The 20,508-nt window shown below is 59.8% G+C and carries 21 protein-coding genes; 4 read left to right on the forward strand and 17 right to left on the reverse strand.

Annotation, left to right across the window (positions count from 1 at the left end; translation table 11 throughout):
- Nucleotides 1–46: 46 nt before the first annotated feature.
- From AC1Q6X_RS10310 to mnmG, 13 genes are all read right to left on the reverse strand, one after another.
- Nucleotides 47–466, reverse strand: coding sequence for a F0F1 ATP synthase subunit epsilon (locus tag AC1Q6X_RS10310; RefSeq protein ID WP_065307860.1), 420 nt, complete (start codon nucleotides 464–466; stop codon nucleotides 47–49).
- Nucleotides 467–528: 62 nt separating this feature from the next.
- Nucleotides 529–1,929 (reverse strand): F0F1 ATP synthase subunit beta, encoded by a 1,401-nt coding sequence (gene atpD / locus AC1Q6X_RS10315; protein WP_034752705.1) that lies wholly within the window; start codon nucleotides 1,927–1,929, stop codon nucleotides 529–531.
- A 29-nt stretch (nucleotides 1,930–1,958) separates the two neighbouring features.
- Entirely contained in the window at nucleotides 1,959–2,834 is an 876-nt protein-coding gene (gene atpG / locus AC1Q6X_RS10320) for a F0F1 ATP synthase subunit gamma (protein WP_070218929.1), read from the reverse strand.
- A 62-nt stretch (nucleotides 2,835–2,896) separates the two neighbouring features.
- On the reverse strand, nucleotides 2,897–4,438 hold the full coding sequence (atpA, locus tag AC1Q6X_RS10325; protein WP_034752701.1) for a F0F1 ATP synthase subunit alpha: 1,542 nt from the start codon (nucleotides 4,436–4,438) through the stop codon (nucleotides 2,897–2,899).
- A gap of 78 nt (nucleotides 4,439–4,516) precedes the next feature.
- Nucleotides 4,517–5,062: a F0F1 ATP synthase subunit delta gene (locus AC1Q6X_RS10330; RefSeq protein ID WP_034752699.1), complete on the reverse strand. Its 546-nt coding sequence runs from the start codon at nucleotides 5,060–5,062 to the stop codon at nucleotides 4,517–4,519.
- A 2-nt stretch (nucleotides 5,063–5,064) separates the two neighbouring features.
- Entirely contained in the window at nucleotides 5,065–5,535 is a 471-nt protein-coding gene (locus AC1Q6X_RS10335) for a F0F1 ATP synthase subunit B (RefSeq protein WP_034752697.1), read from the reverse strand.
- A gap of 43 nt (nucleotides 5,536–5,578) precedes the next feature.
- Nucleotides 5,579–5,857, reverse strand: coding sequence for a F0F1 ATP synthase subunit C (gene atpE, locus AC1Q6X_RS10340; RefSeq protein ID WP_034752695.1), 279 nt, complete (start codon nucleotides 5,855–5,857; stop codon nucleotides 5,579–5,581).
- Nucleotides 5,858–5,916: 59 nt separating this feature from the next.
- Nucleotides 5,917–6,726, reverse strand: coding sequence for a F0F1 ATP synthase subunit A (gene atpB / locus AC1Q6X_RS10345; protein ID WP_046681851.1), 810 nt, complete (start codon nucleotides 6,724–6,726; stop codon nucleotides 5,917–5,919).
- A 51-nt stretch (nucleotides 6,727–6,777) separates the two neighbouring features.
- A complete protein-coding gene (locus tag AC1Q6X_RS10350; protein WP_034752692.1) occupies nucleotides 6,778–7,146 on the reverse strand; it encodes an ATP synthase subunit I in 369 nt (122 codons plus the stop codon).
- Between the two features lie 270 nt (nucleotides 7,147–7,416).
- Complete coding sequence (locus tag AC1Q6X_RS10355) at nucleotides 7,417–8,301, reverse strand: ParB/RepB/Spo0J family partition protein (RefSeq protein WP_492418675.1); 885 nt, start codon at nucleotides 8,299–8,301, stop codon at nucleotides 7,417–7,419.
- A gap of 64 nt (nucleotides 8,302–8,365) precedes the next feature.
- Entirely contained in the window at nucleotides 8,366–9,136 is a 771-nt protein-coding gene (locus AC1Q6X_RS10360; protein ID WP_034752687.1) for a ParA family protein, read from the reverse strand.
- 168 nt (nucleotides 9,137–9,304) lie between these two features.
- Nucleotides 9,305–9,949 carry a 16S rRNA (guanine(527)-N(7))-methyltransferase RsmG gene (rsmG, locus tag AC1Q6X_RS10365; RefSeq protein WP_492496778.1) on the reverse strand — a complete coding sequence of 215 codons (645 nt, stop codon included), beginning with the start codon at nucleotides 9,947–9,949 and terminating at the stop codon, nucleotides 9,305–9,307.
- Nucleotides 9,946–11,895 carry a tRNA uridine-5-carboxymethylaminomethyl(34) synthesis enzyme MnmG gene (mnmG, locus tag AC1Q6X_RS10370; RefSeq protein ID WP_492418678.1) on the reverse strand — a complete coding sequence of 650 codons (1,950 nt, stop codon included), beginning with the start codon at nucleotides 11,893–11,895 and terminating at the stop codon, nucleotides 9,946–9,948. Before mnmG ends, rsmG begins: the two co-directional genes overlap by 4 nt.
- A 324-nt stretch (nucleotides 11,896–12,219) precedes the next feature.
- Between mnmG and sugE the strand changes: the two genes are divergently transcribed.
- From sugE to AC1Q6X_RS10390, 4 genes are all read left to right on the forward strand, one after another.
- Nucleotides 12,220–12,540 (forward strand): quaternary ammonium compound efflux SMR transporter SugE, encoded by a 321-nt coding sequence (gene sugE, locus AC1Q6X_RS10375; protein WP_070218924.1) that lies wholly within the window; start codon nucleotides 12,220–12,222, stop codon nucleotides 12,538–12,540.
- 11 nt (nucleotides 12,541–12,551) lie between these two features.
- On the forward strand, nucleotides 12,552–12,911 hold the full coding sequence (locus AC1Q6X_RS10380; RefSeq protein WP_099408167.1) for an NADH-quinone oxidoreductase subunit A: 360 nt from the start codon (nucleotides 12,552–12,554) through the stop codon (nucleotides 12,909–12,911).
- 85 nt (nucleotides 12,912–12,996) lie between these two features.
- Nucleotides 12,997–14,154, forward strand: coding sequence for an iron-containing alcohol dehydrogenase (locus tag AC1Q6X_RS10385; protein ID WP_492496781.1), 1,158 nt, complete (start codon nucleotides 12,997–12,999; stop codon nucleotides 14,152–14,154).
- Nucleotides 14,155–14,198: 44 nt separating this feature from the next.
- Nucleotides 14,199–14,990: an EAL domain-containing protein gene (locus AC1Q6X_RS10390; RefSeq protein ID WP_230504343.1), complete on the forward strand. Its 792-nt coding sequence runs from the start codon at nucleotides 14,199–14,201 to the stop codon at nucleotides 14,988–14,990.
- 45 nt (nucleotides 14,991–15,035) lie between these two features.
- On the opposite strand, the gene AC1Q6X_RS10395 is transcribed toward AC1Q6X_RS10390, so the two are convergent.
- From AC1Q6X_RS10395 to AC1Q6X_RS10410, 4 genes are all read right to left on the reverse strand, one after another.
- Entirely contained in the window at nucleotides 15,036–17,099 is a 2,064-nt protein-coding gene (locus tag AC1Q6X_RS10395) for a 3-hydroxybutyrate oligomer hydrolase family protein (RefSeq protein ID WP_492496949.1), read from the reverse strand.
- Nucleotides 17,100–17,181: 82 nt separating this feature from the next.
- On the reverse strand, nucleotides 17,182–18,162 hold the full coding sequence (locus tag AC1Q6X_RS10400) for a branched-chain amino acid ABC transporter permease (protein ID WP_070218920.1): 981 nt from the start codon (nucleotides 18,160–18,162) through the stop codon (nucleotides 17,182–17,184).
- 31 nt (nucleotides 18,163–18,193) lie between these two features.
- Nucleotides 18,194–19,078, reverse strand: coding sequence for a branched-chain amino acid ABC transporter permease (locus AC1Q6X_RS10405; RefSeq protein ID WP_070218919.1), 885 nt, complete (start codon nucleotides 19,076–19,078; stop codon nucleotides 18,194–18,196).
- 161 nt (nucleotides 19,079–19,239) lie between these two features.
- Nucleotides 19,240–20,448, reverse strand: coding sequence for an ABC transporter substrate-binding protein (locus tag AC1Q6X_RS10410; protein WP_070218918.1), 1,209 nt, complete (start codon nucleotides 20,446–20,448; stop codon nucleotides 19,240–19,242).
- Between the last annotated feature and the right edge of the window lie 60 nt (nucleotides 20,449–20,508).

The raw sequence follows: 20,508 nt of genomic DNA on the forward strand, positions 1-20,508 counted from the left end.
AAGGCAGCCCGCAGGCTGCCTTTTTGTATTACTGCGTGCGAGCAAATTAATGCTTGCGCAGCTTCTGGATCGCTGCCAGCTGCGCAATCGCGCTGGCCAGCTCGGCTTGCGCTTGCGCGTAGTCGATGCCCGAATCCTTGTTGTGGATATTTTCTTCCGCCAACTTCTTCGCTTCCAGCGCTTTCGCTTCGTCGAGGTCGTGACCGCGGATCGCGGTATCGGCCAGGACGGTCACGGTATCCGGTTGCACTTCCAGCAGGCCGCCGGCAACGAAGACGAACTCTTCTTCAGCCTGGCCGACTACCTTGATGCGGACCGCGCCCGGACGGATGCGGGTAATCAAAGGCGTGTGGCGTGGGTAGATACCCAGCTCGCCCTGTTCACCCGGCAACGCGACGAATTCTGCTTCGCCTGAAAAAATCAGTTCTTCAGCGGAAACCACGTCAACGTGAATTGTGTGTGCCATGTGTGTCCTATCGGGTTGAAGAACCCCGCCGTCTAACGGGCGGGGTTAGGCCCAGACTTAACTTAGTTAAGTTTCTTGGCTTTTTCGATTGCTTCTTCGATCGTGCCGACCATGTAGAACGCTTGTTCCGGCAGGTGATCGAGTTCGCCCGAAGCGATCATTTTGAAGCCCTTGATCGTGTCTTTGAGCGAAACGTATTTACCAGGCGCGCCGGTAAAGACTTCAGCGACGTGGAAAGGCTGCGACAGGAAACGCTGCATCTTACGTGCACGGGCAACCAGCAGTTTGTCTTCCGGTGCCAGCTCGTCCATACCCAGAATCGCGATAATGTCGCGCAATTCCTTGTAGCGTTGCAGGGTCGTTTGCACGGCACGCGCGGTGTCATAGTGCTCTTGACCAACGATCAACGGATCGAGCTGACGCGAGGTCGAATCCAGCGGGTCCACGGCTGGGTAGATACCCAGGGAAGCGATGTCACGCGACAGCGCAACGGTCGAATCCAAGTGAGCAAACGTGGTAGCAGGCGACGGATCGGTGTAATCATCGGCTGGAACGTAGACGGCCTGGATCGAGGTGATCGAACCGGTCTTGGTCGACGTAATACGCTCTTGCAGACGGCCCATTTCTTCCGCCAGGGTCGGTTGGTAACCCACAGCCGACGGCATACGGCCCAGCAGTGCCGACACTTCGGTACCGGCCAGCGTAAAGCGGTAGATGTTGTCGACGAAGAACAACACGTCCTTGCCTTCATCACGGAACGATTCAGCGATCGTCAGGCCGGTCAGCGCGACGCGCAGACGGTTACCTGGCGGTTCATTCATCTGACCGTAGACCATCGCCACTTTGGAGTTCTCTGGGTTTTCCAGATCGACCACTTTCGCGTCAGCCATCTCGTGGTAGAAGTCGTTACCTTCACGGGTACGCTCACCGACGCCGGCGAACACGGACACGCCGCTGTGCGCCTTGGCGATGTTGTTAATCAGTTCCATCATGTTCACGGTCTTGCCTACGCCAGCGCCGCCGAACAGACCAACTTTACCGCCTTTTGCAAACGGGCACACCAGGTCGATCACCTTGATGCCGGTTTCCAGCAGTTCTTGCGATGGCGACAATTCGTCGTATGCAGGAGCGGTGCGGTGGATCGACGCGATCTGCTCGTGCGACACGGGGCCGCATTCGTCGATCGGGTTGCCCAGCACGTCCATGATGCGACCCAGGGTTGCTTTACCGACTGGCACCATGATAGGTTTGCCGGTATTTTGAATCATCATGCCGCGACGCAGGCCATCGGACGAGCCGAGTGCAATGGTACGGACAATGCCGTCGCCCAACTGCTGTTGTACTTCCAGGGTCAGTTCCGAGCCTGCCATCTTCAAGGCATCAAATACCTTAGGCATCGCGTTGCGGGGAAACTCAACGTCCACCACAGCGCCGATACACTGAACGATTTTGCCATCAGCCATGTTCGTTCCTTCAATATAGTTAAATTCGTTTAAACCGCAGCCGCACCGGCGACGATTTCGGAGAGTTCTTTGGTAATCGCAGCTTGGCGGGTCTTGTTGTAGATCAGCTTCAATTCGCCGATCACACTACCCGCGTTGTCGCTTGCAGCTTTCATCGCGACCATCCGTGCCGATTGCTCGGACGCCAGATTCTCCGCGACTGCCTGGTACACCAGCGCTTCTACATAGCGCTCCAGCAATTCGTCGATGATGCTTTGTGCATCCGGCTCGTAGATGTAATCCCACGAGTGTGCGCTCTTGTCGGCGACCATTTTGTCAGCCGTCAACGGCAGCAACTGTTCGACCACTGGTTCCTGCTTCATCGTGTTGATGAATTTGGTGTAGCACAGGTACACTGCGTCGAGCTTGCCAGCCTGGAATTCTTCGAGCATGACCTTGACAGGTCCGATCAATTTATCCAGGTGCGGCGTATCACCGGTTTGAATGGCAGAGGCGACGATCTTGACGCCGATGCGATTCAAAAAACCCAAACCCTTGTTACCGATGGCAACTGCTTCAATCCGGTTGCCAGCTGCTTCCAGCTCGCGCGACTTCGACGTCACCTGGCGCAGGATGTTGGTGTTCATGCCGCCGCACAGACCTTTGTCGGTCGTGACAACGATGAAACCCACTGCCTTCGCTTGCGTACCCTGGGCAACTGCCAGGAACGGGTGCGTGTATTCCGGATTGGCGTTCGCCAGATTGGCGGCGATATTCCGAATCTTGTCACTGTAGGGACGAGCGGCCCGCATCCGGTCTTGCGCCTTGCGCATTTTGGACGCGGCGACCATTTCCATCGCCTTGGTGATCTTCTTCGTATTCTCTACGCTCTTGATCTTGCCTCGTATCTCTTTGCTTGATGCCATGAGTCCTTACTCCTTCTGCGCGTAGGGCGGCGCCTCACTCGAGGCGGGCGCCGCCTGGCCGCTTAATATGCGCCGGATTTCTTGAAATCAGCAATGGCCGCCGACAGAGTTGCTTCGCTGTCTTTGTCGAGTTGCTTGGTTTCTTCGATCTTGGCCAGCAGAGCAGCTTGCTTGGTCTTCATGTAAGCGTGGACACCAGCTTCGAACGACAGCACTTGCTTGACTGGCACGTCGTCCATGAAGCCTTTGTTCACCGAGAACAGCGATACGGCCATCAGCGAGATCGACAGTGGCGAGTATTGGGCTTGCTTGAGCAATTCCGTTACGCGGGCACCACGGTCCAGCTGCTTGCGGGTCGATTCATCCAGGTCCGAAGCGAACTGCGCAAACGCGGCCAGTTCACGGTACTGCGCCAAGTCGGTACGGATACCGCCGGACAGGTTTTTGATGACCTTGGTCTGGGCGGCGCCACCGACGCGCGATACGGAAATACCGGCGTTAATCGCAGGACGGATACCGGCGTTGAACAGCGAGGTTTCCAGGAAGATCTGACCGTCGGTAATCGAAATGACGTTGGTTGGAACGAATGCGGACACGTCGCCAGCTTGCGTTTCAATGATCGGCAGTGCCGTCAGGGAACCGGTCTTGCCTTTGACGGCGCCGTCGGTGAACTTCTCGACGTAGTCGGCGTTCACGCGTGCTGCGCGTTCCAGCAGGCGGCTGTGCAGGTAGAACACGTCGCCTGGGTACGCTTCGCGACCTGGTGGACGGCGCAGCAGCAGCGAGATTTGACGGTATGCAACAGCTTGTTTGGACAGATCATCGTAGACGATCAGTGCATCTTCACCGCGGTCACGGAAGTATTCGCCCATGGCGCAACCGGAGTACGGCGAGATGTATTGCATGGCGGCCGATTCCGAAGCGGAAGCGGCGACAACGATGGTGTATTCCATCGCGCCGTGCTGTTCCAGCGAGCGCACGATGTTCTTGATCGACGAGGCTTTTTGGCCAATCGCGACGTAGATACATTTCATGCCCTGGCCTTTTTGATTGATGATCGCATCAATCGCCACGGCCGACTTGCCGGTTTGACGGTCGCCGATGATCAGTTCGCGCTGGCCGCGGCCAACGGGAACCATCGCATCGATCGACTTCAGGCCGGTTTGCATTGGTTGCGAAACGGATTCACGGGCGATCACGCCCGGAGCGATTTTTTCAATCGCGGCCGTCAGTTTGGTCTCGATGGCGCCTTTGCCGTCGATCGGCTGGCCCAGCGCGTTGACTACGCGGCCGAGCAGCTCAGGACCGACTGGCACTTCCAGAATGCGGCCGGTGCATTTCACCGTGTCGCCTTCGGAGATGTGCTCGTAGGCACCCAGAATCACGGAACCGACGGAGTCGCGTTCCAGATTCATTGCCAGGCCAAACGTGTTGCCTGGGAATTCCAGCATCTCGCCTTGCATCACGTCCGACAAACCGTGGATGCGGCAGATACCGTCGGCGACGGAAATAACCGTGCCTTGATTACGCACTTCAGCGCCGCCGTCAAGACCTTGGATCCGGCTCTTGATCAACTCGCTGATTTCAGATGGGTTGAGTTGCATACTAACTCCTAAAAGTGTTTCTCTCAGCTTGCGCGAGGGGTAAGGGTCTGTCTAAGCTGGCCTGCCGAAGCGCGTGTCTTACGACACCAGTGCAGCGTGCAGTTGCTGCAGCTTGGCGCGCACCGAGGTATCGAGCACTTGGTCGCCAACAACCACGCGCACGCCGCCGAGCAGCGATGGATCCACTGTGACGGCAGGGTTGAGCTTACGACTGAATTTCTTTTCCAGCGTTGCGACCAGCTCGGCCGTTTGGCCTTCGCTCAGATCGAAAGCGCTCGTGATCTCGGCGTCAGCCGCACCTTCCAGGCCATTTTTCAAGGCATGGAATTGCGCGCCGATTTCCGGCAGCAGGCTGATGCGGCCATTTTCGATCAACATCGTGACGAAGTTTTTCACTTCCTCATTGAGCGGCGATTTCAACAACGACAGGATGGTGGCGGCGACGTCGCTTTCCGAAACCTTCGGATTGCGCGCGTACGCCTGTACCTCGGGGTGGCTACCGATCTGTGCCAGTTCGGACACCAGCTCGGACCACGCCGCGAGGTTGCTTGACTCCTTACCAGCTTGGGCTACGCGGAACAAAGCTTCCGCGTAGGGACGGGCGACGGTTGCGAGTTCTGCCATGATTACAGCTCGACAGCAAGACGCTGCAACATTTCGGCGTGAGCCGTAGCGTTGACTTCACGCTTCAGGATCTGCTCGGCACCCTTGACAGCCAGGTCAGCCACCTGAGCGCGCAATTGTTCGCGTGCTTTCGACAGTTGCTGTTCGGCGTCCGACTGGGCTTGCGCAATGATACGCGCAGCTTCAGCTTGTGCATTTTGCTTGATCTCTTCAGCAACCAGCTGCGCGCGCTTTTCAGCGTCCGCAACGCGTTGCGACGCTTCTTCACGTGCACTGTTCAATGCCTCTTGCGCACGCTTTTCAGCGACTGCCATCGAAGCCTGACCTTGATCGGCCGCAGCCAATCCATCCGCGATTCGTTTGGCACGCTCATCCAGCGCGTTGTTCAGCGCTGGAAATACGAACTTCATCGAGAACCAGACCAACACCGCGAAGGTGATCATCTGGCCGATGAGCGACATATTGATGTCCATACCTTTGCTCCTAACTAAAAGTTTCTCCTAGGGTTGGAGCGAATTACTGAGCAACAGCCGTCAGAGCGGACAGGAACGGGTTAGCGAACGTGTACAGCAGAGCAACACCAACGCCGATCATCGAGATAGCATCCAGCAGACCAGCGATAACGAACAGTTTGGTTTGCAGTTGTGGCATCAGTTCTGGTTGACGTGCCGAAGCTTCCAGGAATTTGCCACCCAAGATAGCGAAGCCCAGAGCGGTGCCGATTGCGGCCAGGCCGATGATGATTGCTGCTGCCAGAACGGTCATGCTTTGTACTTGTGCGATCAGAGCTTGCATAAAATTCTCCTAAATTTAAAAACGAAAGATACTAAAAAAACAAAATATAAAGTTAATGATTAATGTTTCTCAACCGCAAGGCTCAGATACACAACCGTCAACGCCATAAACACAAAAGCTTGCAAAGTTACAATCAAGATATGGAAAATTGCCCATGGACCACCCAACGCCCACTGTGCCCACCAAGGCAACAACGCGATCAAGATGAAAATCAGTTCGCCGGCATACATATTGCCGAACAGTCGCAGCGACAGGGAGATCAGTTTTGCAACCAGCTCAACCATTTGCAGCAAGAAATTGACAGGTGCCAGGGCGATCGTGCCGATCAGGCCGCTCGCATGGAACGGTGCCGTGAACAGTTCCTTGATCCAGCCGCCCAGGCCCTTGGCCTTGATCGAGAAGGCGATCACGCACAGCACGACGGACAGCGACATGGCGAAGGTATGGTTGACGTCGGCGGTCGGCACGGCGCGCAGTTTATGCACGCCAAACCAGCTCAGGATCTTCGGCAACAGGTCAACCGGCAGGAAGTCCATCGCGTTCAACAACCAGACCCACACAAAAATAGTGATGGCCAGCGGCGCGATGACCTTGCTTTTCGCGTGGAAGGCCCCATTAATAGTGTCATTGACGATTTCCATGACCATTTCGACGAAGTTTTGCAACTTGCCAGGGACACCAGCCGTCGCGCGGCGCGACGCCATATAGAAAACAGCCAGGAAAACAAAGCCCAGAATGGCCGAAATCCAGAACGTATCCAGATTGATCATGCCGTCGGCACTTCTCAGGTGGGCCAGATGGTGACTGATGTATTCTGTGGCGTTGGCCGGGGCAGCATGGCCCGCTTCAATAGCGTGTTCTGTGGTCATAATGAATTTAGATTTGTCGTTTCAGAGCTCAACAGGCCCCAAAACCAATGATTAAACAGCGAGCAATGAAAACCAGTATGCTAAGGTTGCCACCGCGAAACCCAAGATCAGCCATAACCAGGCGGCCGACTGAAACAACACCAGTGCCAATATAAACAGCACCGCTGTGATAAATATTTTCACCACTTCTGCGCGCAAATGCGCCCGGAATGCCTTGTTGGCGTCGCTAGAACCGCGAACCACCAACAGGGCATACACCAGGCTACCGATGACTGCGATAGCGCCGCCGTATGCGGCGGACCAGCCTCTGACACTGCCACCGAAAAACAGGGTGACCGTGGCAAAACTGATAGCGATTGCTAGCTGCAATGCAACTACTTTGTAGACTGGCTTGGCAATACTTTGTTGTGAATCACTCAATTGCCAAGTTCCCAGAAAAATCTACACACGCAAAGACACGGGATTATAGTTGGCTTTGATCTATAGAGTCAAACGTTGGTGCACCGCAGCAGGGCAATTGCTGCGTGAAACTGACGCTTTACCGACTATTCGCCGCCATTTGCACCACTATATGGCAAAGTCGCTTGTCTGGCCGCTTCCAGCCGTGTTATCAAGGAATCACGTGGTGCATCTGGAAAGCATGGCCGGATCGGCCACACCCGCATGGCCCCTGTCTTTGCAGCTTGCTATTTAACCACGCAAACGTGTCAACAAGCCATCGAGCACGTCAAGATCGGCAAAATCGATGACCAATTGGCCACGGCCTTTGTTGCCCATCTTGAACACCACGGGCGTGGCCAGCGCATCGGACAGCTCTTCTTCCAGGCGCGCGATATCGCCCGACTTTTCCTTTTGCCGCGGCTCGACCGGGTTGGCCGCTTCCTCGAGCGTGCGGGTGACGAGCTTTTCCGTTTCGCGCACCGACAGGCGCTTGGCCACGACCTGGTTCGCCAAGGTGATCTGGCTGGCCGCATCGACGGCCAGCAGCGCGCGCGCATGGCCCATGTCGATATCGCCGGCCATCAGCATGGTTTGCACGGGACTGGCCAGGTTCATCAAGCGCAACAGGTTCGACACGGCGCTGCGCGAGCGTCCCAGCGCAGTGGCCGCTTGCTCATGCGTAAAACTGAAGTCGGCGATCAGGCGGTGGATGCCCTGCGCCTCTTCCAAAGGATTGAGGTCTTCGCGCTGGATGTTCTCGATCAGCGCCATGGCGGCGGCGGCCAGGTCGTCTACATCGCGCACCAGCACCGGCACTTCCGTCAAACCGGCCAGCTGCGAGGCGCGGAAACGGCGTTCGCCCGCGATGATTTCATATTTGACAAGTCCGCTCAGGGTGTCCTGCCCGATCGGGCGCACCAGAATCGGCTGCATCAGCCCTTGCGCCTTGATCGAGGCGGCCAGTTCATTCAAGGCGCCCTCGTCCATGCGCGTGCGCGGCTGGTACTTGCCGGCTTGCATTTGTGATACGGGCAAGTTCGACGGTTGTGTCGTGTCCGGACTGGCAAAATCGCCGCCGCCGCCCAACAGGGCGTCGAGTCCGCGACCCAGTCCTTTTAATTTTTTCGTAGCCATGCTGTCCTAATCGTGTTTTCAGAGTAAGCGCTTACATCAAACCGTGCAGGCGCCCGCCTCTTGTTTACATATGTTTGATGCGCTCGACCATCTCGGCGCCGAAGGCGATATACGCCTGGGCACCTTTCGAGCTGGGGTCGAAGGTCACGCCGGGCAAGCCGTACGACGGCGCTTCGGCCAGGCGCACGTTGCGCGGGATGATGGTATTGAAGACCTTGTCGCCGAAGTGCTGTTCCAGCTGCGCCGACACTTGTTGCGATAATGTCATGCGCGGATCGAACATCACGCGCAGCAAGCCGATGATCTTCAAATCCGGGTTCAGGTTCGCATGCACCTTCTTGATGGTGTTGACCAGGTCGGACAAGCCTTCCAGCGCGTAGTACTCGCACTGCATCGGGATGATCACGCCATGCGCGGCGCACAGGCCATTCAGGGTCAGCATCGACAATGCCGGTGGGCAATCCACCAGGATGAAATCGTATTCGCCGTCCACTTCGGCCAGCGCATCCTTCAGGCGGCGTTCGCGGTTGTCGAGTTCGACCATCTCCACTTCGGCGCCGGCCAGTTCGCGGTTCGACGGCAAGACATCGAAGCGCCCCGCTTCCGAACGCTGGCGTGCCGTCTTGACATCGGACTCGCCCAGCATCACTTCATAGGTCGACGCCTTCAGGCCGGCCTTGTTGATGCCGGCGCCCATGGTCGCATTGCCCTGCGGGTCGAGGTCGACCAGCAGCACGCGCTGGTTCAACTTGGCCAGACCGGCGGAGAGGTTGACGCTCGTTGTGGTTTTACCAACACCACCCTTTTGATTTGCTACACAAAAAATTTTGGCCATGTATCTTCTAGTTGTAAAGAGATGCAAACTTCATCGTGCGCCCCGGCATCTGGCCGAAACGATTTATACTGTTTATTTTATTTATACGATATAAATCGTTTATATGGTTTATATCATTCATACCGTATAAACTATTTATATGATTTATACCGTTTAATTCCGCGGCCTTTAAATTCTTGCTATAAAGACCAGATGACGCTCTGCATTTAGCCCTGGCACCTGGATCGCCCGTAATTCCGTCACTTTCCAGTCTGCCGGCAGTCGCTCTCTCTCGTCTGGCGGCGCCACCCCTTTCAAGGCGATGAATTGCCCGCCCTCGGCCAGCACGTGGTGCGACCAGTTGACGAAGTCGGACAGGTCGGCAAAGGCACGCGAGGTGATCACGTCGAATTTCTGCGCCACTTCCAGCTGTTCCACGCGTTTCGTGTACACGGTGACGTTGGCCAGGCCCAGTTCCGCCTTCACTTGCGTCAGAAAAGCCGTCTTTTTATGCACCGTGTCGATCATCGACACCTTCACATCGGGCCGCGCGATGGCCAGGACCATGCCCGGCAAGCCGCCGCCGGCGCCCACGTCGAGCACATGCTTTGCGTCCGCGAACGCCGGCACGGCGGCCAGCGAATCGAGCACGTGCAAGGTCAGCATCTGCATCGGATCGCGCACCGACGTCAGGTTGTACACGCTGTTCCATTTGGCCAGCAAGGCCAGGTAATCGAGCAGTTTTTCCGTCTGATCCGCGCTCAGGTCGAGCCCCAGCGCGGCGATGCCTTCATTCAAAATCTGGGCCAATGCGGCCCGGTCAAACTGCTTCATTCAACAACCTCGTCCTTTAAAGTGGTGGTCTGTATTTCGGCTTGCCCTGCGCCAAAACCGCGCTTTTTCAGATGCACCAGCAGCAGCGAAATCGCCGCCGGCGTCACGCCCGATATGCGCGATGCCTGGCCCAGGGTTTCAGGGCGCTGCTTGTCGAGTTTTTGCCGCACTTCGACCGACAGCGCGCCGATATCGAGGTAATTGAAACCTTCCGGCAAGGCCAGGTTTTCATAGTGTTCATGGCGCTCGATTTCCTTGCTCTGGCGCTCGATGTAGCCCGCATATTTGAGCTGGATTTCCACCTGCTCGCGCACGGCGGGGTCTTCCACGCCGGGGCCGGCCAGGGCCTGGCCTTCCATGCCCGTCATGCTCATCAGGGTGTCGTAGGCCACGTTCGGGCGGCACAGCAGGTCCGCCAGCGAGTACTCGCGCTCGATGGCCTGGCCGACGATGCGTTCCGATTCGGCGGCCGCCAGGATGCGCGGATTGACCCACGTGGAACGCAGGCGTTCGAGCTCGCGCGCCACCGCTTCGCGCTTGGTCTCGAACGCTTGCCATTGGGCGTCGCCCACGCAGCCCAGCGCGCGGCCGATTTCCGTCAGGCGCATGTCGGCATTGTCTTCGCGCAGGCTCAAACGGTACTCGGCGCGGCTGGTGAACATGCGGTACGGCTCCTGCACGCCCTGGGTGATCAGATCGTCGACCAGCACGCCCAGATAGGCCTCGGAGCGGCCCGGTACCCAGGCTTCCTTGTCCTGCGTCAGCAAGGCCGCATTCAGGCCCGCCAGCATGCCTTGCGCGGCCGCTTCCTCGTAGCCCGTGGTGCCGTTGATCTGGCCGGCGAAGAACAGGCCCGCGACGGCCTTCGTTTCCAGCGAGGCCTTCAAGCCGCGCGGGTCGAAATAATCGTATTCGATGGCATAGCCGGGGCGCAGGATATGGGCGTTTTCCATGCCCTTCATCGACTGCACCAGGGCGATCTGCACGTCGAACGGCAGGCTCGTGGAGATGCCGTTCGGATAGAACTCGTGCGTCGTCAAACCTTCCGGCTCGAGGAAGATCTGGTGCGATTCCTTGCCCGAGAAACGGTGGATCTTGTCTTCGATCGAGGGGCAGTAACGCGGGCCCACGCCTTCGATGACGCCCGTGTACATGGGGCTGCGGTCCAGGCCGGCGCGGATGATGTCGTGCGTCTGGCTATTCGTGTGCGTGACCCAGCATGGCACCTGGCGCGGGTGCATGGCCGTGTTGCCCATCACGGAAAACACGGGTACGGGATCGAGGTCGCCCGCCTGTTCTTGCATCACGGAAAAGTCTATCGTGCGGCCATCGATGCGCGGCGGCGTGCCCGTTTTCAAACGGCCTTGCGGCAGTTTCAGCTCTTTCAAGCGGGCCGACAGCGAGATGGCGGGCGGATCGCCGGCGCGGCCGGCCGAATAGTTATTCAAGCCCACGTGGATCTTGCCGTCGAGGAAAGTGCCGGCCGTCAGCACGACGGCGCGCGCGAGGAACTTCAGGCCGATCTGCGTCACGGCGCCGACGACCCGGTCGCCTTCGACGATCAAGTCGTCGACCGCTTGCTGGAACAGCCACAGGTTAGGCTGGTTTTCCAGGCGCGTGCGGATGGCGGCCTTGTACAAAATACGGTCGGCCTGGGCGCGCGTGGCGCGCACTGCCGGGCCTTTCGAGGAATTCAGGATGCGGAACTGGATGCCGGACTCGTCGGTGGCAATCGCCATCGCGCCGCCCATGGCATCGACCTCCTTGACCAGGTGGCCCTTGCCGATGCCACCGATGGAGGGGTTGCACGACATCTGGCCCAGTGTCTCAATATTATGCGTGAGCAATAGCGTCTTCTGCCCCATGCGGGCGGAAGCGAGGGCCGCCTCGGTACCGGCGTGACCACCACCGACAACGATGACGTCGAATTCTGTAGGAAATAACATGATAAATAGGTAACAGTGCAAGTAAAAATGCGGGAAGAGAGCTCCGATTATAGAGTCTTTTTGCGAACGCAACCTTCCACGGGCCAATTTTTGCTTAATTTTTACTCAGCGAGGGCAAGTCGACAGCGATTTTTGTTTCACGTGGAACACGCCCAGGCGCCAGGACAGGCCCGCGCCGCGCTGCGGGGTCCGGCAATGTTTGCTACAATTGCCGCATCGTTCGCCCCATGTTCACGCCAGTGGCCATCGCGACGATCATCCAGGAGGACGGCCTCCCCCATCATGGGAACACACCGGGACGGCCCGCTCTGTATAGGAGCCGCCATGGCCTGGATACTTTTAATAATTGCCGGCATGCTTGAAGTCGTGTGGGCATACTCGATGAAACTCTCCGAGGGTTTCACCAGACTCACTCCCTCCGTTGTCACCGTCGTCATGATGATCGCCAGCTTCGGCTTGCTGTCGCTGGCCATGCGCACCCTGCCCCTGGGTACGGCCTACACCATCTGGACGGGCATCGGTGCCGTCGGCGCCTTTATCGTTGGCATCGTCTTTCTGGGCGAGCAAGTCAATACCATGCGCGTGTTCGCCGCCGTCCTCATCGTGTGCGGTATCGTGCTGATGAAACTGTCATCGAGCCACTGAGAGGAATCCCCATGCTCCTCGAACACTATTTTCCCGTCCTGCTGTTCATTCTGATCGGCATCCTGGTCGGCATCGTGCCCATGCTGCTGGGACGCGTACTGGGGCCGCACAAGCCCGATGCGCAAAAACTGTCACCGTACGAATGCGGCTTCGAGGCGTTCGGCGATGCGCGCATGAAGTTCGACATCCGCTTCTACCTGGTCGCCATCCTGTTCATCCTGTTCGATATCGAGGTGATCTTCCTGATGCCGTGGGCGGCCAACGTCAACGAGCTGGGCTTGCCCGGCTTCTGGGCCGTCATGGGCTTTCTCGGCGTGCTGGCCATTGGCCTGGCCTATGAATGGAAACGCGGCGCGCTCGAGTGGGAGTAAGCTCCGCTTTTGGTTCCACGTGAAACAGGCACGTGGCAGGAAAGCGGAGTATGCTGGACTTCTGTCCTTACTGTCAGGAGCATGCATGTCCGCCTTCCAGTTCCGTACCGTGCCGCATCTGATCGTTGATCCGGGCGCCGCTGCCCAACTGGGCGCCCATCTCGCCCACCACTTCCCCGCCGTGCGCCGCGCCCTGCTCGTCACCGACGCGGGCTTTTTGCGCACGGGTCTGGCCGATGCACCGTTGCGCAGCTTGCAAGCGGCCGGCATCGAGGTGCATGTCTTTTCCGACGTGCAAGCCGATCCGCCCGAAGCCGTCGTGCTGGCTGGTGTGGCCCAGGCCCAGATGTTTCACGTGGAACTGATTATCGGCCTTGGAGGCGGCAGCTCACTGGACGTGGCCAAGCTGATCGCCGTGCTGGCGCCCGGCCACCAGGAACTGACCCAGCTGTACGGCATCGGCAACGTGCACGGTCAGCGCCTGCCGCTGGTGCAATTGCCGACGACGGCCGGCACGGGCTCGGAAGTCACGCACATCGCCATCGTCACCACGGGCGCCACCAGCAAGATGGGCGTCGTCGCGCCGCAACTGTATGCGGACCTGGCCATCCTCGACGCCAGCCTGACCCTGGGTTTGCCGCCCGCAGTGACGGCCGCCACCGGCATCGATGCCATGGTGCATGCGATCGAAGCGTACACCAGCCGCCTGCTGAAAAATCCCTTGTCCGACATGCTGGCCACCCAGGCGCTGTCGCTGCTCTCCAGCAACTTGCTCGCAGCCTGCCGCGATGGCAGCAACTTGCCGGCGCGGCAAGCCATGCTGCTGGGCGCCATGCTGGCCGGCCAGGCGTTTGCCAACGCACCCGTGGCTGCCGTACATGCGCTCGCCTATCCCATCGGCGGCCTGTTCCACGTGCCGCATGGCCTGTCGAACGCGCTGGTGTTGCCGCACGTGCTGCGTTTTAATCTATCCCATGCGGCGCCCCTGTATGCGCAACTGGCGACCGTATTGCAACCCGGCATCACGGGCAGCGAGGAAGCGCGGGCCGAGGCCCTGATCGACGCCATGCAGGACATTGCCGTCGCTACCGGTATCGCGCGCACCTTGCGCGAAGTGGGCATCACGTCCGGCGACCTGGACCGCCTGGCCGATGAAGCCATGCTGCAAACGCGCTTGCTGGGCAACAATCCCCGTCCCCTCATGCGCGCCGATGCGCGCGCCATCTATGCGGCCGCACTGTGAACCAGCAGACGGAATCTGCCAACCCGCCCAGCTACACTGACGCCATGACGCCTCCCGACATCCCCATTCATCCCGACAGCACCCACTTTCCGTACGGTGCCTGTGCCGGCTGCCATGACAGCGCGCCGCTGCCGTTTGCCTTCGAGTATGCCTATCAGCCCATCGTCGACCTGGCCACGCGCAGCATCTATGCGCACGAGGCGCTGGTGCGCGGCCCGAACGGCGAAAGCGCGGCCAGTGTGCTGGCGCAAGTCAACGACGCCAACCGCTACCGCTTCGACCAGGCGTGCCGCGTCAAGGCCGTGGCCGGCGCAGCGCGCCTCGGCATGCAGGGCTTCCTGTCGATCAATTTTTTGCCCAACGCCGTCTACCGCCCGGAAGTGTGCATCCGCAGCACCCTGGAAGCGGCCAGGCTGCACCGCTTCCCTACCGACAAGATCATCTTTGAAGTGACGGAAGGCGAACGGGTGCAAGACCGTCCCCACCTGGTCGAGATCTTCCGCGCCTACCGGCGCTTCGGTTTCCAGACGGCCATCGATGATTTCGGCGCCGGCTATGCGGGCTTGAACCTGCTGGCCGAATATCAGCCCGACATCATCAAGATCGACATGGACCTGGTGCGCGGCATCGATACGCAGGCGCCGCGCCAGGCGATCGTGCGCGCCATCGCCAGCCTGTGCCATGAGCTTGGTATCCGCGTGCTGGCCGAAGGCATCGAGACCCGCGCCGAGCGCGACTTCCTGGCCAGCTGCGGCATTTCCCTGATGCAGGGCTACTGGTTTTCCAAGCCCGTCTTCCAGGGACTGGGGCAGATCGCCGAGTCGGCCTGGGAATAAAAAGGCCACGTGAAACGTGGCCGCAGGTTCCACCAACGATACTGGCTAGTTGGGAATATCGACGACAGTCCCCGTCACGCTGATGGCATTAGCAGGCGCCGGCGTTGCCGCGATCGCCGGCACGTTGACATTCGTGATCAGTGTCGACGCATCGGCGCGCGTCACCGTGCGCACCACCTGCGATGGCGGCAAGGCTTGCTTGGCGTTCAAGTGCGCATACATGGCGTCGAGCGCCCGGTTCAGGTACACGTGCAGCGGTACGATCAGGGTCGGCAAGGCGCTGCTGAAGGAATCGAAATGGTTGGCATTGGTCACCTCGATATAGCGCAGCTGACTATTTGCCCCTTCCACGGCGGCGTTCAGGCCAAGATAGGCGCGCGAGGCGTGATTGACGGGAATCAAGGTGTCGCTGCGGCCATGCACGATGATGGCCGGCTTGCCCTGCAACTTTCCGCTGGCCGCGACTTCGGCCATGCCGGCCCGCACGCGCACGCTCTGCCCGCCCAGGGTGCCCTGCAAGTTGGCGCCGCTGACGGCGTCGCGCCCCGTCGCCAGGCTGCGCAGGCACAGGAAGCCGTCGAGCGACTGGTCCGCCAGGCTGGTCGATGGCGACACGCCGGCCGTGTAGACTTTGGCGCCGCCCACGCTGTTCTCGTACACGACATTGCCGAGGATGCCGTTTTGCGCGGCAAAGCTGGCCGCCTTTTGCGCTGTGGTAAACGCGATCGGATTGCCGCTGCCGTCCGTCTGCGCAAACGTGAAACCGCACACTTTATCGGTCACGGAAAATTTCCCGTAGGCATACGCATACGTGACGGCCACGAGGATGTTCGTGCCCGCGTGCGAAGCCTGCAGCGGATCGGAATCGACCAGCCAGCCATACGCGCGCAAGCGCTGCTTCGCGTCCGCCTGCTGCGCAGCCAGCTCGGCGCCGTTCAATAAGCCCTTGGCAACCAGCGCCGTGCAGCGTCCCGCATTGCCGGCCACGGAAGCGATGCACGGCTGATACAGGGCCGCATAGGTGGCGTAGTCGAACAGCGCGCGGCCCGGATTGGCGACCACTGCCCCGCCCTGGCGCACGCTGTAGGCGTTAGATGCCGCCGGCTGGATTTGCGGTTCGCTGGCCGCCACGCCGCTGATCAAACCTTTCGTATCCTGTTCCGCCGCCAGCAGGGCCGAGCCGGCGCCGTTGGAAATGCTTGAGGCGATCGTGATGGTGTTCTTCGGCGTCAGGCGCACGATGCGCGAACTGCCGTCGCGGGCCAGCACGCCGTAGCGTTCATTCAAGACGTAAAACGCCATCTCGACCGCCTGCAAGGTCACCTTGCCCCAGTCCTTCTCCGGGTTTTGCTGCGAGTGCGCATGCTTGAAGGCGATGCGGTTCGGATAGGCGCCAGACCAGGCCAGCCGGTCCGCGTCGCTCAAGTCGGGCGCGAAGAGCGCGTTCTTGCCGGCGGCGACCCTGCCCGCGCGCACGCCGTTCTGCAGGTTGACGCTGTCGTCCTCGAACACATACAGGCCCGTGCCAGAACCCTTGTCCGCATACGCCACGGCGCAACCTTTTTTCAGGCCCCATTCGCCCGAGCTGCCGATGGCGCCGTAAATGCCGCGCGAGCCGCTGGACGTGCCCGTGACGATGCAGGCGCGGTCCGGGTCGAAGCTGGCCGGCACCTGCACCATCAAGGTGACGTTTTTCTTGCCCGTGCCATCATCGGCATAGGCGATGTATTCGCTGCCCGCGACCAGGCCCTCACCCGCGCCCACGTTGCCGGCCGCATCCACGTTCGGCCCGTACAGGGTGCCGTAGCCGCTGTTGGCGGCGATGTCGAGCACGGCGCGGTAATTGGCATAGATCGCATTGCGGCGCAGCTCGAGCGGCGTCGGCTGTTCCGCATTCGCATACGCGGGGGTGGCGCCCGCCAGCCCCGTCTTGCCCAGCCCTGCCGTCAGCAGATCGTTCGTCTTGCCGTCGTAGTCGGCGCGCGCAATCGTCCCCAGGTAGCTGGGCATCTGGTTCAGTTCTTCCGGCGCATGGTTGCTGCCGCAGGCTGCCAACGCCAGCAGGGTGCACAGGCTCGTGCCAACAGTGCCCGCGCGCGTGATCGTCATTTGCATGGTGGTTCTCTCCGTTGAAGTAACAGTGGACGCACAATGAAAAACGCCGGACGAATCGTCCGGCGTTGCTTGAAAATCAGACAGCGGCTTTGGCCGCCCTGCCGCCGAAACGCGCGATGGCTTCGCCGACGATGCCGCGCCGGAACAGCAGCACGCAGATGACGAAGATCACGCCCGTGACCATGCCCACCGATTCACCCAGGGTGCCGAACCACTCGATGCCCGTGTGCGTGGCCAGGTAGGTGCCGACATCGCCCAGCTTGTTTTCCAGCGCGATGATCAATACGGCGCCGAGGATGGGACCGGACAAAGTGCCCATGCCGCCCACCAGGGTCATCAGCACGACCAGGCCCGACATGCCCCAGTACACGTCGGTCAAGGTCTCAAAGCCCAGCACCAGCGTCTTGGTGGCGCCGGCCAGCGCGGCCAGCGACGCCGACAGAACGATGGCCATTAGCTTGTACTTGTTGACGTCGTAGCCGAGCGAGATGGCGCGCGGTTCGTTTTCCTTGATCGCCTTGAGCACTTGTCCGAACGGCGAATGGATGGTGCGCACGATCAGGGCGAAGCCGGCGACAAAAATGGCCAGCACGACGTAGTACAACACCGTGTCGTTGGCCAGGTCTATCGTGCCCAGCAAGGTTCCACGTGGAACACCCTGCAAGCCATCCTCGCCGCCCGTGAACGGCAGGCGCAAGGCCAGGAAGTACACCATCTGCGCCAGCGCCAGGGTGATCATCGTAAAGTAGATGCCCTGGCGGCGGATCGCCAGGCCGCCGATCACGAGGCCCAGCAAGGCGCCCGTGGCGACGCCGGCCAGCAAGCCCAGTTCCGTCGGCCAGCCCCAGGTGCGCAGCGCGTAACCGGTGACATAGCCGGCGCCGCCGAAGAAGGCCGCGTGGCCGAACGACAGCAAACCCGTGTAGCCGATCAACAAGTTGAACGCGCAGGCAAACAGGGCAAAGCACAGCAACTTCATCAGGAAGACGGGGTAGCCGTAAAACGGGGCCGCCAACGCCAGCAGCAGGGCAATGGCGTAGCCTACATTCTTATTCATCGTGGTAGCTCCAATACATGACTGATGAGGATTACTTTTCTTTGCCGAACAGGCCGGCGGGACGCAGCAGCAGCACGATGACCATCACCACGAACACCACGGTGGCCGAGCCTTCCGGGTAGAACACGCGGGTCAGGCCCTCGATCACGCCCAGGCCCAGGCCCGTCAGGATGGAACCCATGATGGAACCCATGCCGCCGATCACCACCACGGCAAACACGACGATGATCAGGTTCGAGCCCATCAGCGGCGAAACCTGGATGATCGGCGCGGCCAGCACGCCGGCGAAACCGGCCAGCGCCACACCGAAGCCGAAGGTCAAGGTCACCATCAGCGGCACGTTGATGCCGAACGCTTCCACCAGTTTCGGGTTTTCCGTGCCGGCCCGCAGGTAGGCGCCGAGCTTGGTTTTCTCGATGACGAACCAGGTGGCCAGGCAAACGGAAAGCGAGGCGATCACGACCCAGGCGCGGTAGTTCGGCAAGATCATGAAGCCCAGGTCCGTCGCGCCGGCCAGCGCTTCGGGTACGGCATACGGCTGACCCGAGACGCCATAGAACGAGCGGAACACGCCCTCCATGATCAGGGTGATGCCAAAGGTCAGCAGCAAGCCATACAGGTGGTCGAGTTTGTACAGCCAGCGCAGCATGGTTTTTTCGATCAGGATGCCGAGCAGGCCGACGAGGATCGGGGCGATGACCAGCATGGCCCAGTAATTGATGTCGAAATAGCTGAGGCCCATCCAGGCCAGGAAGGCGCCCATCATGTACATGGCGCCGTGCGAGAAATTAATAACGTTGAGCAAGCCGAAGATGACGGCCAGACCGAGGGACAACATGGCATAGAACGAGCCGTTGACGAGACCCAGCAGCAGCTGGCTCATCATCGCTTGTAATGGAACGCCGAAAATTTCCATGGCATCACAGTATAAAAAGCACCGCCGGGTAGCGGTGTGGTATCAAGGGAAACGCGCCACCGCAAACGGGTGCGGCGGCGCAAGGCGAACCCTGCGAGCGAAGCGCATGCAGGACAGAGCGCCCGCGCGGCGGCGGGCGATCCACAGGGATTGCTACAGCGTTACTTCCACAGCGAACACTTCGATTCGGCCTTGGTCACATACGCCTGTGCACCGGGCACGGTGGCGACCACCTTGTAGTAATCCCATGGGTATTTCGACTCGGACGGTTTCTTGACTTCCATCAAATACATATCGTGCACCATGCGGCCATCGGGGCGTACTTCGCCATTCTGGGTGAACATGTCGTTGATCTTGGTCTTTTTCAGGTAGGCCATGACCTTGTCCGTATCATCCGTGCCGACGGCCTTGACGGCTTTCAGGTAGTTCGCCGCGGCCGAATAGTCGGCTGCCTGCAGCATCGACGGTTCCTTCTTCATTTTGGCGAAATAGCGTTTCGACCAGGCACGCGTTTCAGGATTCAAGTCCCAGTACCAGCCGTCCGTCAGGTACATGCCCTGCGTCAGGTTCAGGCCCAGCGAATGGATGTCATTGATGAAGATCAGCAAGCCGGCCAGTTTCATCGATTTCGTCAAACCGAACTCGTTGGCCGCCTTGATGCTGTTGATGGCGTCGCCACCCGCATTGGCCAGACCGAGGATCTGCGGTTTGGCTGCTTGCGCCTGCAGCAGGAAGGACGAGAAATCGGACGCGCCCAGCGGATGCTTGACGCTGCCCAGCACCTTGCCGCCGGCCGCCTTGACGACCTCGGCCGTGTCTTTTTCCAGCGAATGGCCAAACGCATAGTCGGCCGTCATGAAATACCAGTTCTTGCCGCCCTGTTTGACGATGGTGCCGCCCGTGCCGCGCGCCAGCGCCACTGTGTCGTAGGCGTAATGCACGGTGTACGGCGTGCATTCTTCATTCGTCAGGCGTGAGGAGCCGGCACCGATGGCAATGAAGATTTTTTTCTTTTCCGCCGCGACCTTGGCCATGGCCAGGCTGGCGCCGGAATTGGTGCCGCCGATCAGCATGTCGACGCCCTGTTGGTCGAACCATTCACGTGCCTTCGAGGCGGCGATGTCGGCCTTGTTTTGATGGTCGGCGGAAATGAATTCCACCTTTTTGCCGGCCAGTACCACGCCGGCATCGGCGATCGCCATCTTGATGGCTTCCGCGCCACCGAGGCCGTCGACGTCGGAATACACGCCCGACATGTCGGAAATAAAACCGATCTTGATGGTATCGCCCGATACCTGGGCGTGCGCGGCGGCGGAAAAGCCCAGGGCGCAAAGAGTGGCGGTGGCAATGGCGATAGCGTTACGTTTCATAGTGTCTCCGTTGGGATTATTGTTTGCTATTTAAACGATTGCTCGACGACGATACGGAAC

The sequence above is a fragment of the Janthinobacterium sp. GW823-FHT06H09 genome (assembly GCF_058794735.1).

Bases quoted from the DNA above. Each gene is read 5' to 3' on its own strand.
- AC1Q6X_RS10310 (WP_065307860.1), bottom strand. From the start codon at position 466: ATGGCACACACAATTCACGTTGACGTGGTTTCCGCTGAAGAACTGATT.
- atpD (WP_034752705.1), bottom strand. From the start codon at position 1,929: ATGGCTGATGGCAAAATCGTTCAGTGTATCGGCGCTGTGGTGGACGTT.
- atpG (WP_070218929.1), bottom strand. From the start codon at position 2,834: ATGGCATCAAGCAAAGAGATACGAGGCAAGATCAAGAGCGTAGAGAAT.
- atpA (WP_034752701.1), bottom strand. From the start codon at position 4,438: ATGCAACTCAACCCATCTGAAATCAGCGAGTTGATCAAGAGCCGGATC.
- AC1Q6X_RS10330 (WP_034752699.1), bottom strand. From the start codon at position 5,062: ATGGCAGAACTCGCAACCGTCGCCCGTCCCTACGCGGAAGCTTTGTTC.
- AC1Q6X_RS10335 (WP_034752697.1), bottom strand. From the start codon at position 5,535: ATGGACATCAATATGTCGCTCATCGGCCAGATGATCACCTTCGCGGTG.
- atpE (WP_034752695.1), bottom strand. From the start codon at position 5,857: ATGCAAGCTCTGATCGCACAAGTACAAAGCATGACCGTTCTGGCAGCA.
- atpB (WP_046681851.1), bottom strand. From the start codon at position 6,726: ATGACCACAGAACACGCTATTGAAGCGGGCCATGCTGCCCCGGCCAAC.
- AC1Q6X_RS10355 (WP_492418675.1), bottom strand. From the start codon at position 8,301: ATGGCTACGAAAAAATTAAAAGGACTGGGTCGCGGACTCGACGCCCTG.
- AC1Q6X_RS10360 (WP_034752687.1), bottom strand. From the start codon at position 9,136: ATGGCCAAAATTTTTTGTGTAGCAAATCAAAAGGGTGGTGTTGGTAAA.
- rsmG (WP_492496778.1), bottom strand. From the start codon at position 9,949: ATGAAGCAGTTTGACCGGGCCGCATTGGCCCAGATTTTGAATGAAGGC.
- mnmG (WP_492418678.1), bottom strand. From the start codon at position 11,895: ATGTTATTTCCTACAGAATTCGACGTCATCGTTGTCGGTGGTGGTCAC.
- sugE (WP_070218924.1), top strand. From the start codon at position 12,220: ATGGCCTGGATACTTTTAATAATTGCCGGCATGCTTGAAGTCGTGTGG.
- AC1Q6X_RS10380 (WP_099408167.1), top strand. From the start codon at position 12,552: ATGCTCCTCGAACACTATTTTCCCGTCCTGCTGTTCATTCTGATCGGC.
- AC1Q6X_RS10385 (WP_492496781.1), top strand. From the start codon at position 12,997: ATGTCCGCCTTCCAGTTCCGTACCGTGCCGCATCTGATCGTTGATCCG.
- AC1Q6X_RS10390 (WP_230504343.1), top strand. From the start codon at position 14,199: ATGACGCCTCCCGACATCCCCATTCATCCCGACAGCACCCACTTTCCG.
- AC1Q6X_RS10395 (WP_492496949.1), bottom strand. From the start codon at position 17,099: ATGACGATCACGCGCGCGGGCACTGTTGGCACGAGCCTGTGCACCCTG.
- AC1Q6X_RS10400 (WP_070218920.1), bottom strand. From the start codon at position 18,162: ATGAATAAGAATGTAGGCTACGCCATTGCCCTGCTGCTGGCGTTGGCG.
- AC1Q6X_RS10405 (WP_070218919.1), bottom strand. From the start codon at position 19,078: ATGGAAATTTTCGGCGTTCCATTACAAGCGATGATGAGCCAGCTGCTG.
- AC1Q6X_RS10410 (WP_070218918.1), bottom strand. From the start codon at position 20,448: ATGAAACGTAACGCTATCGCCATTGCCACCGCCACTCTTTGCGCCCTG.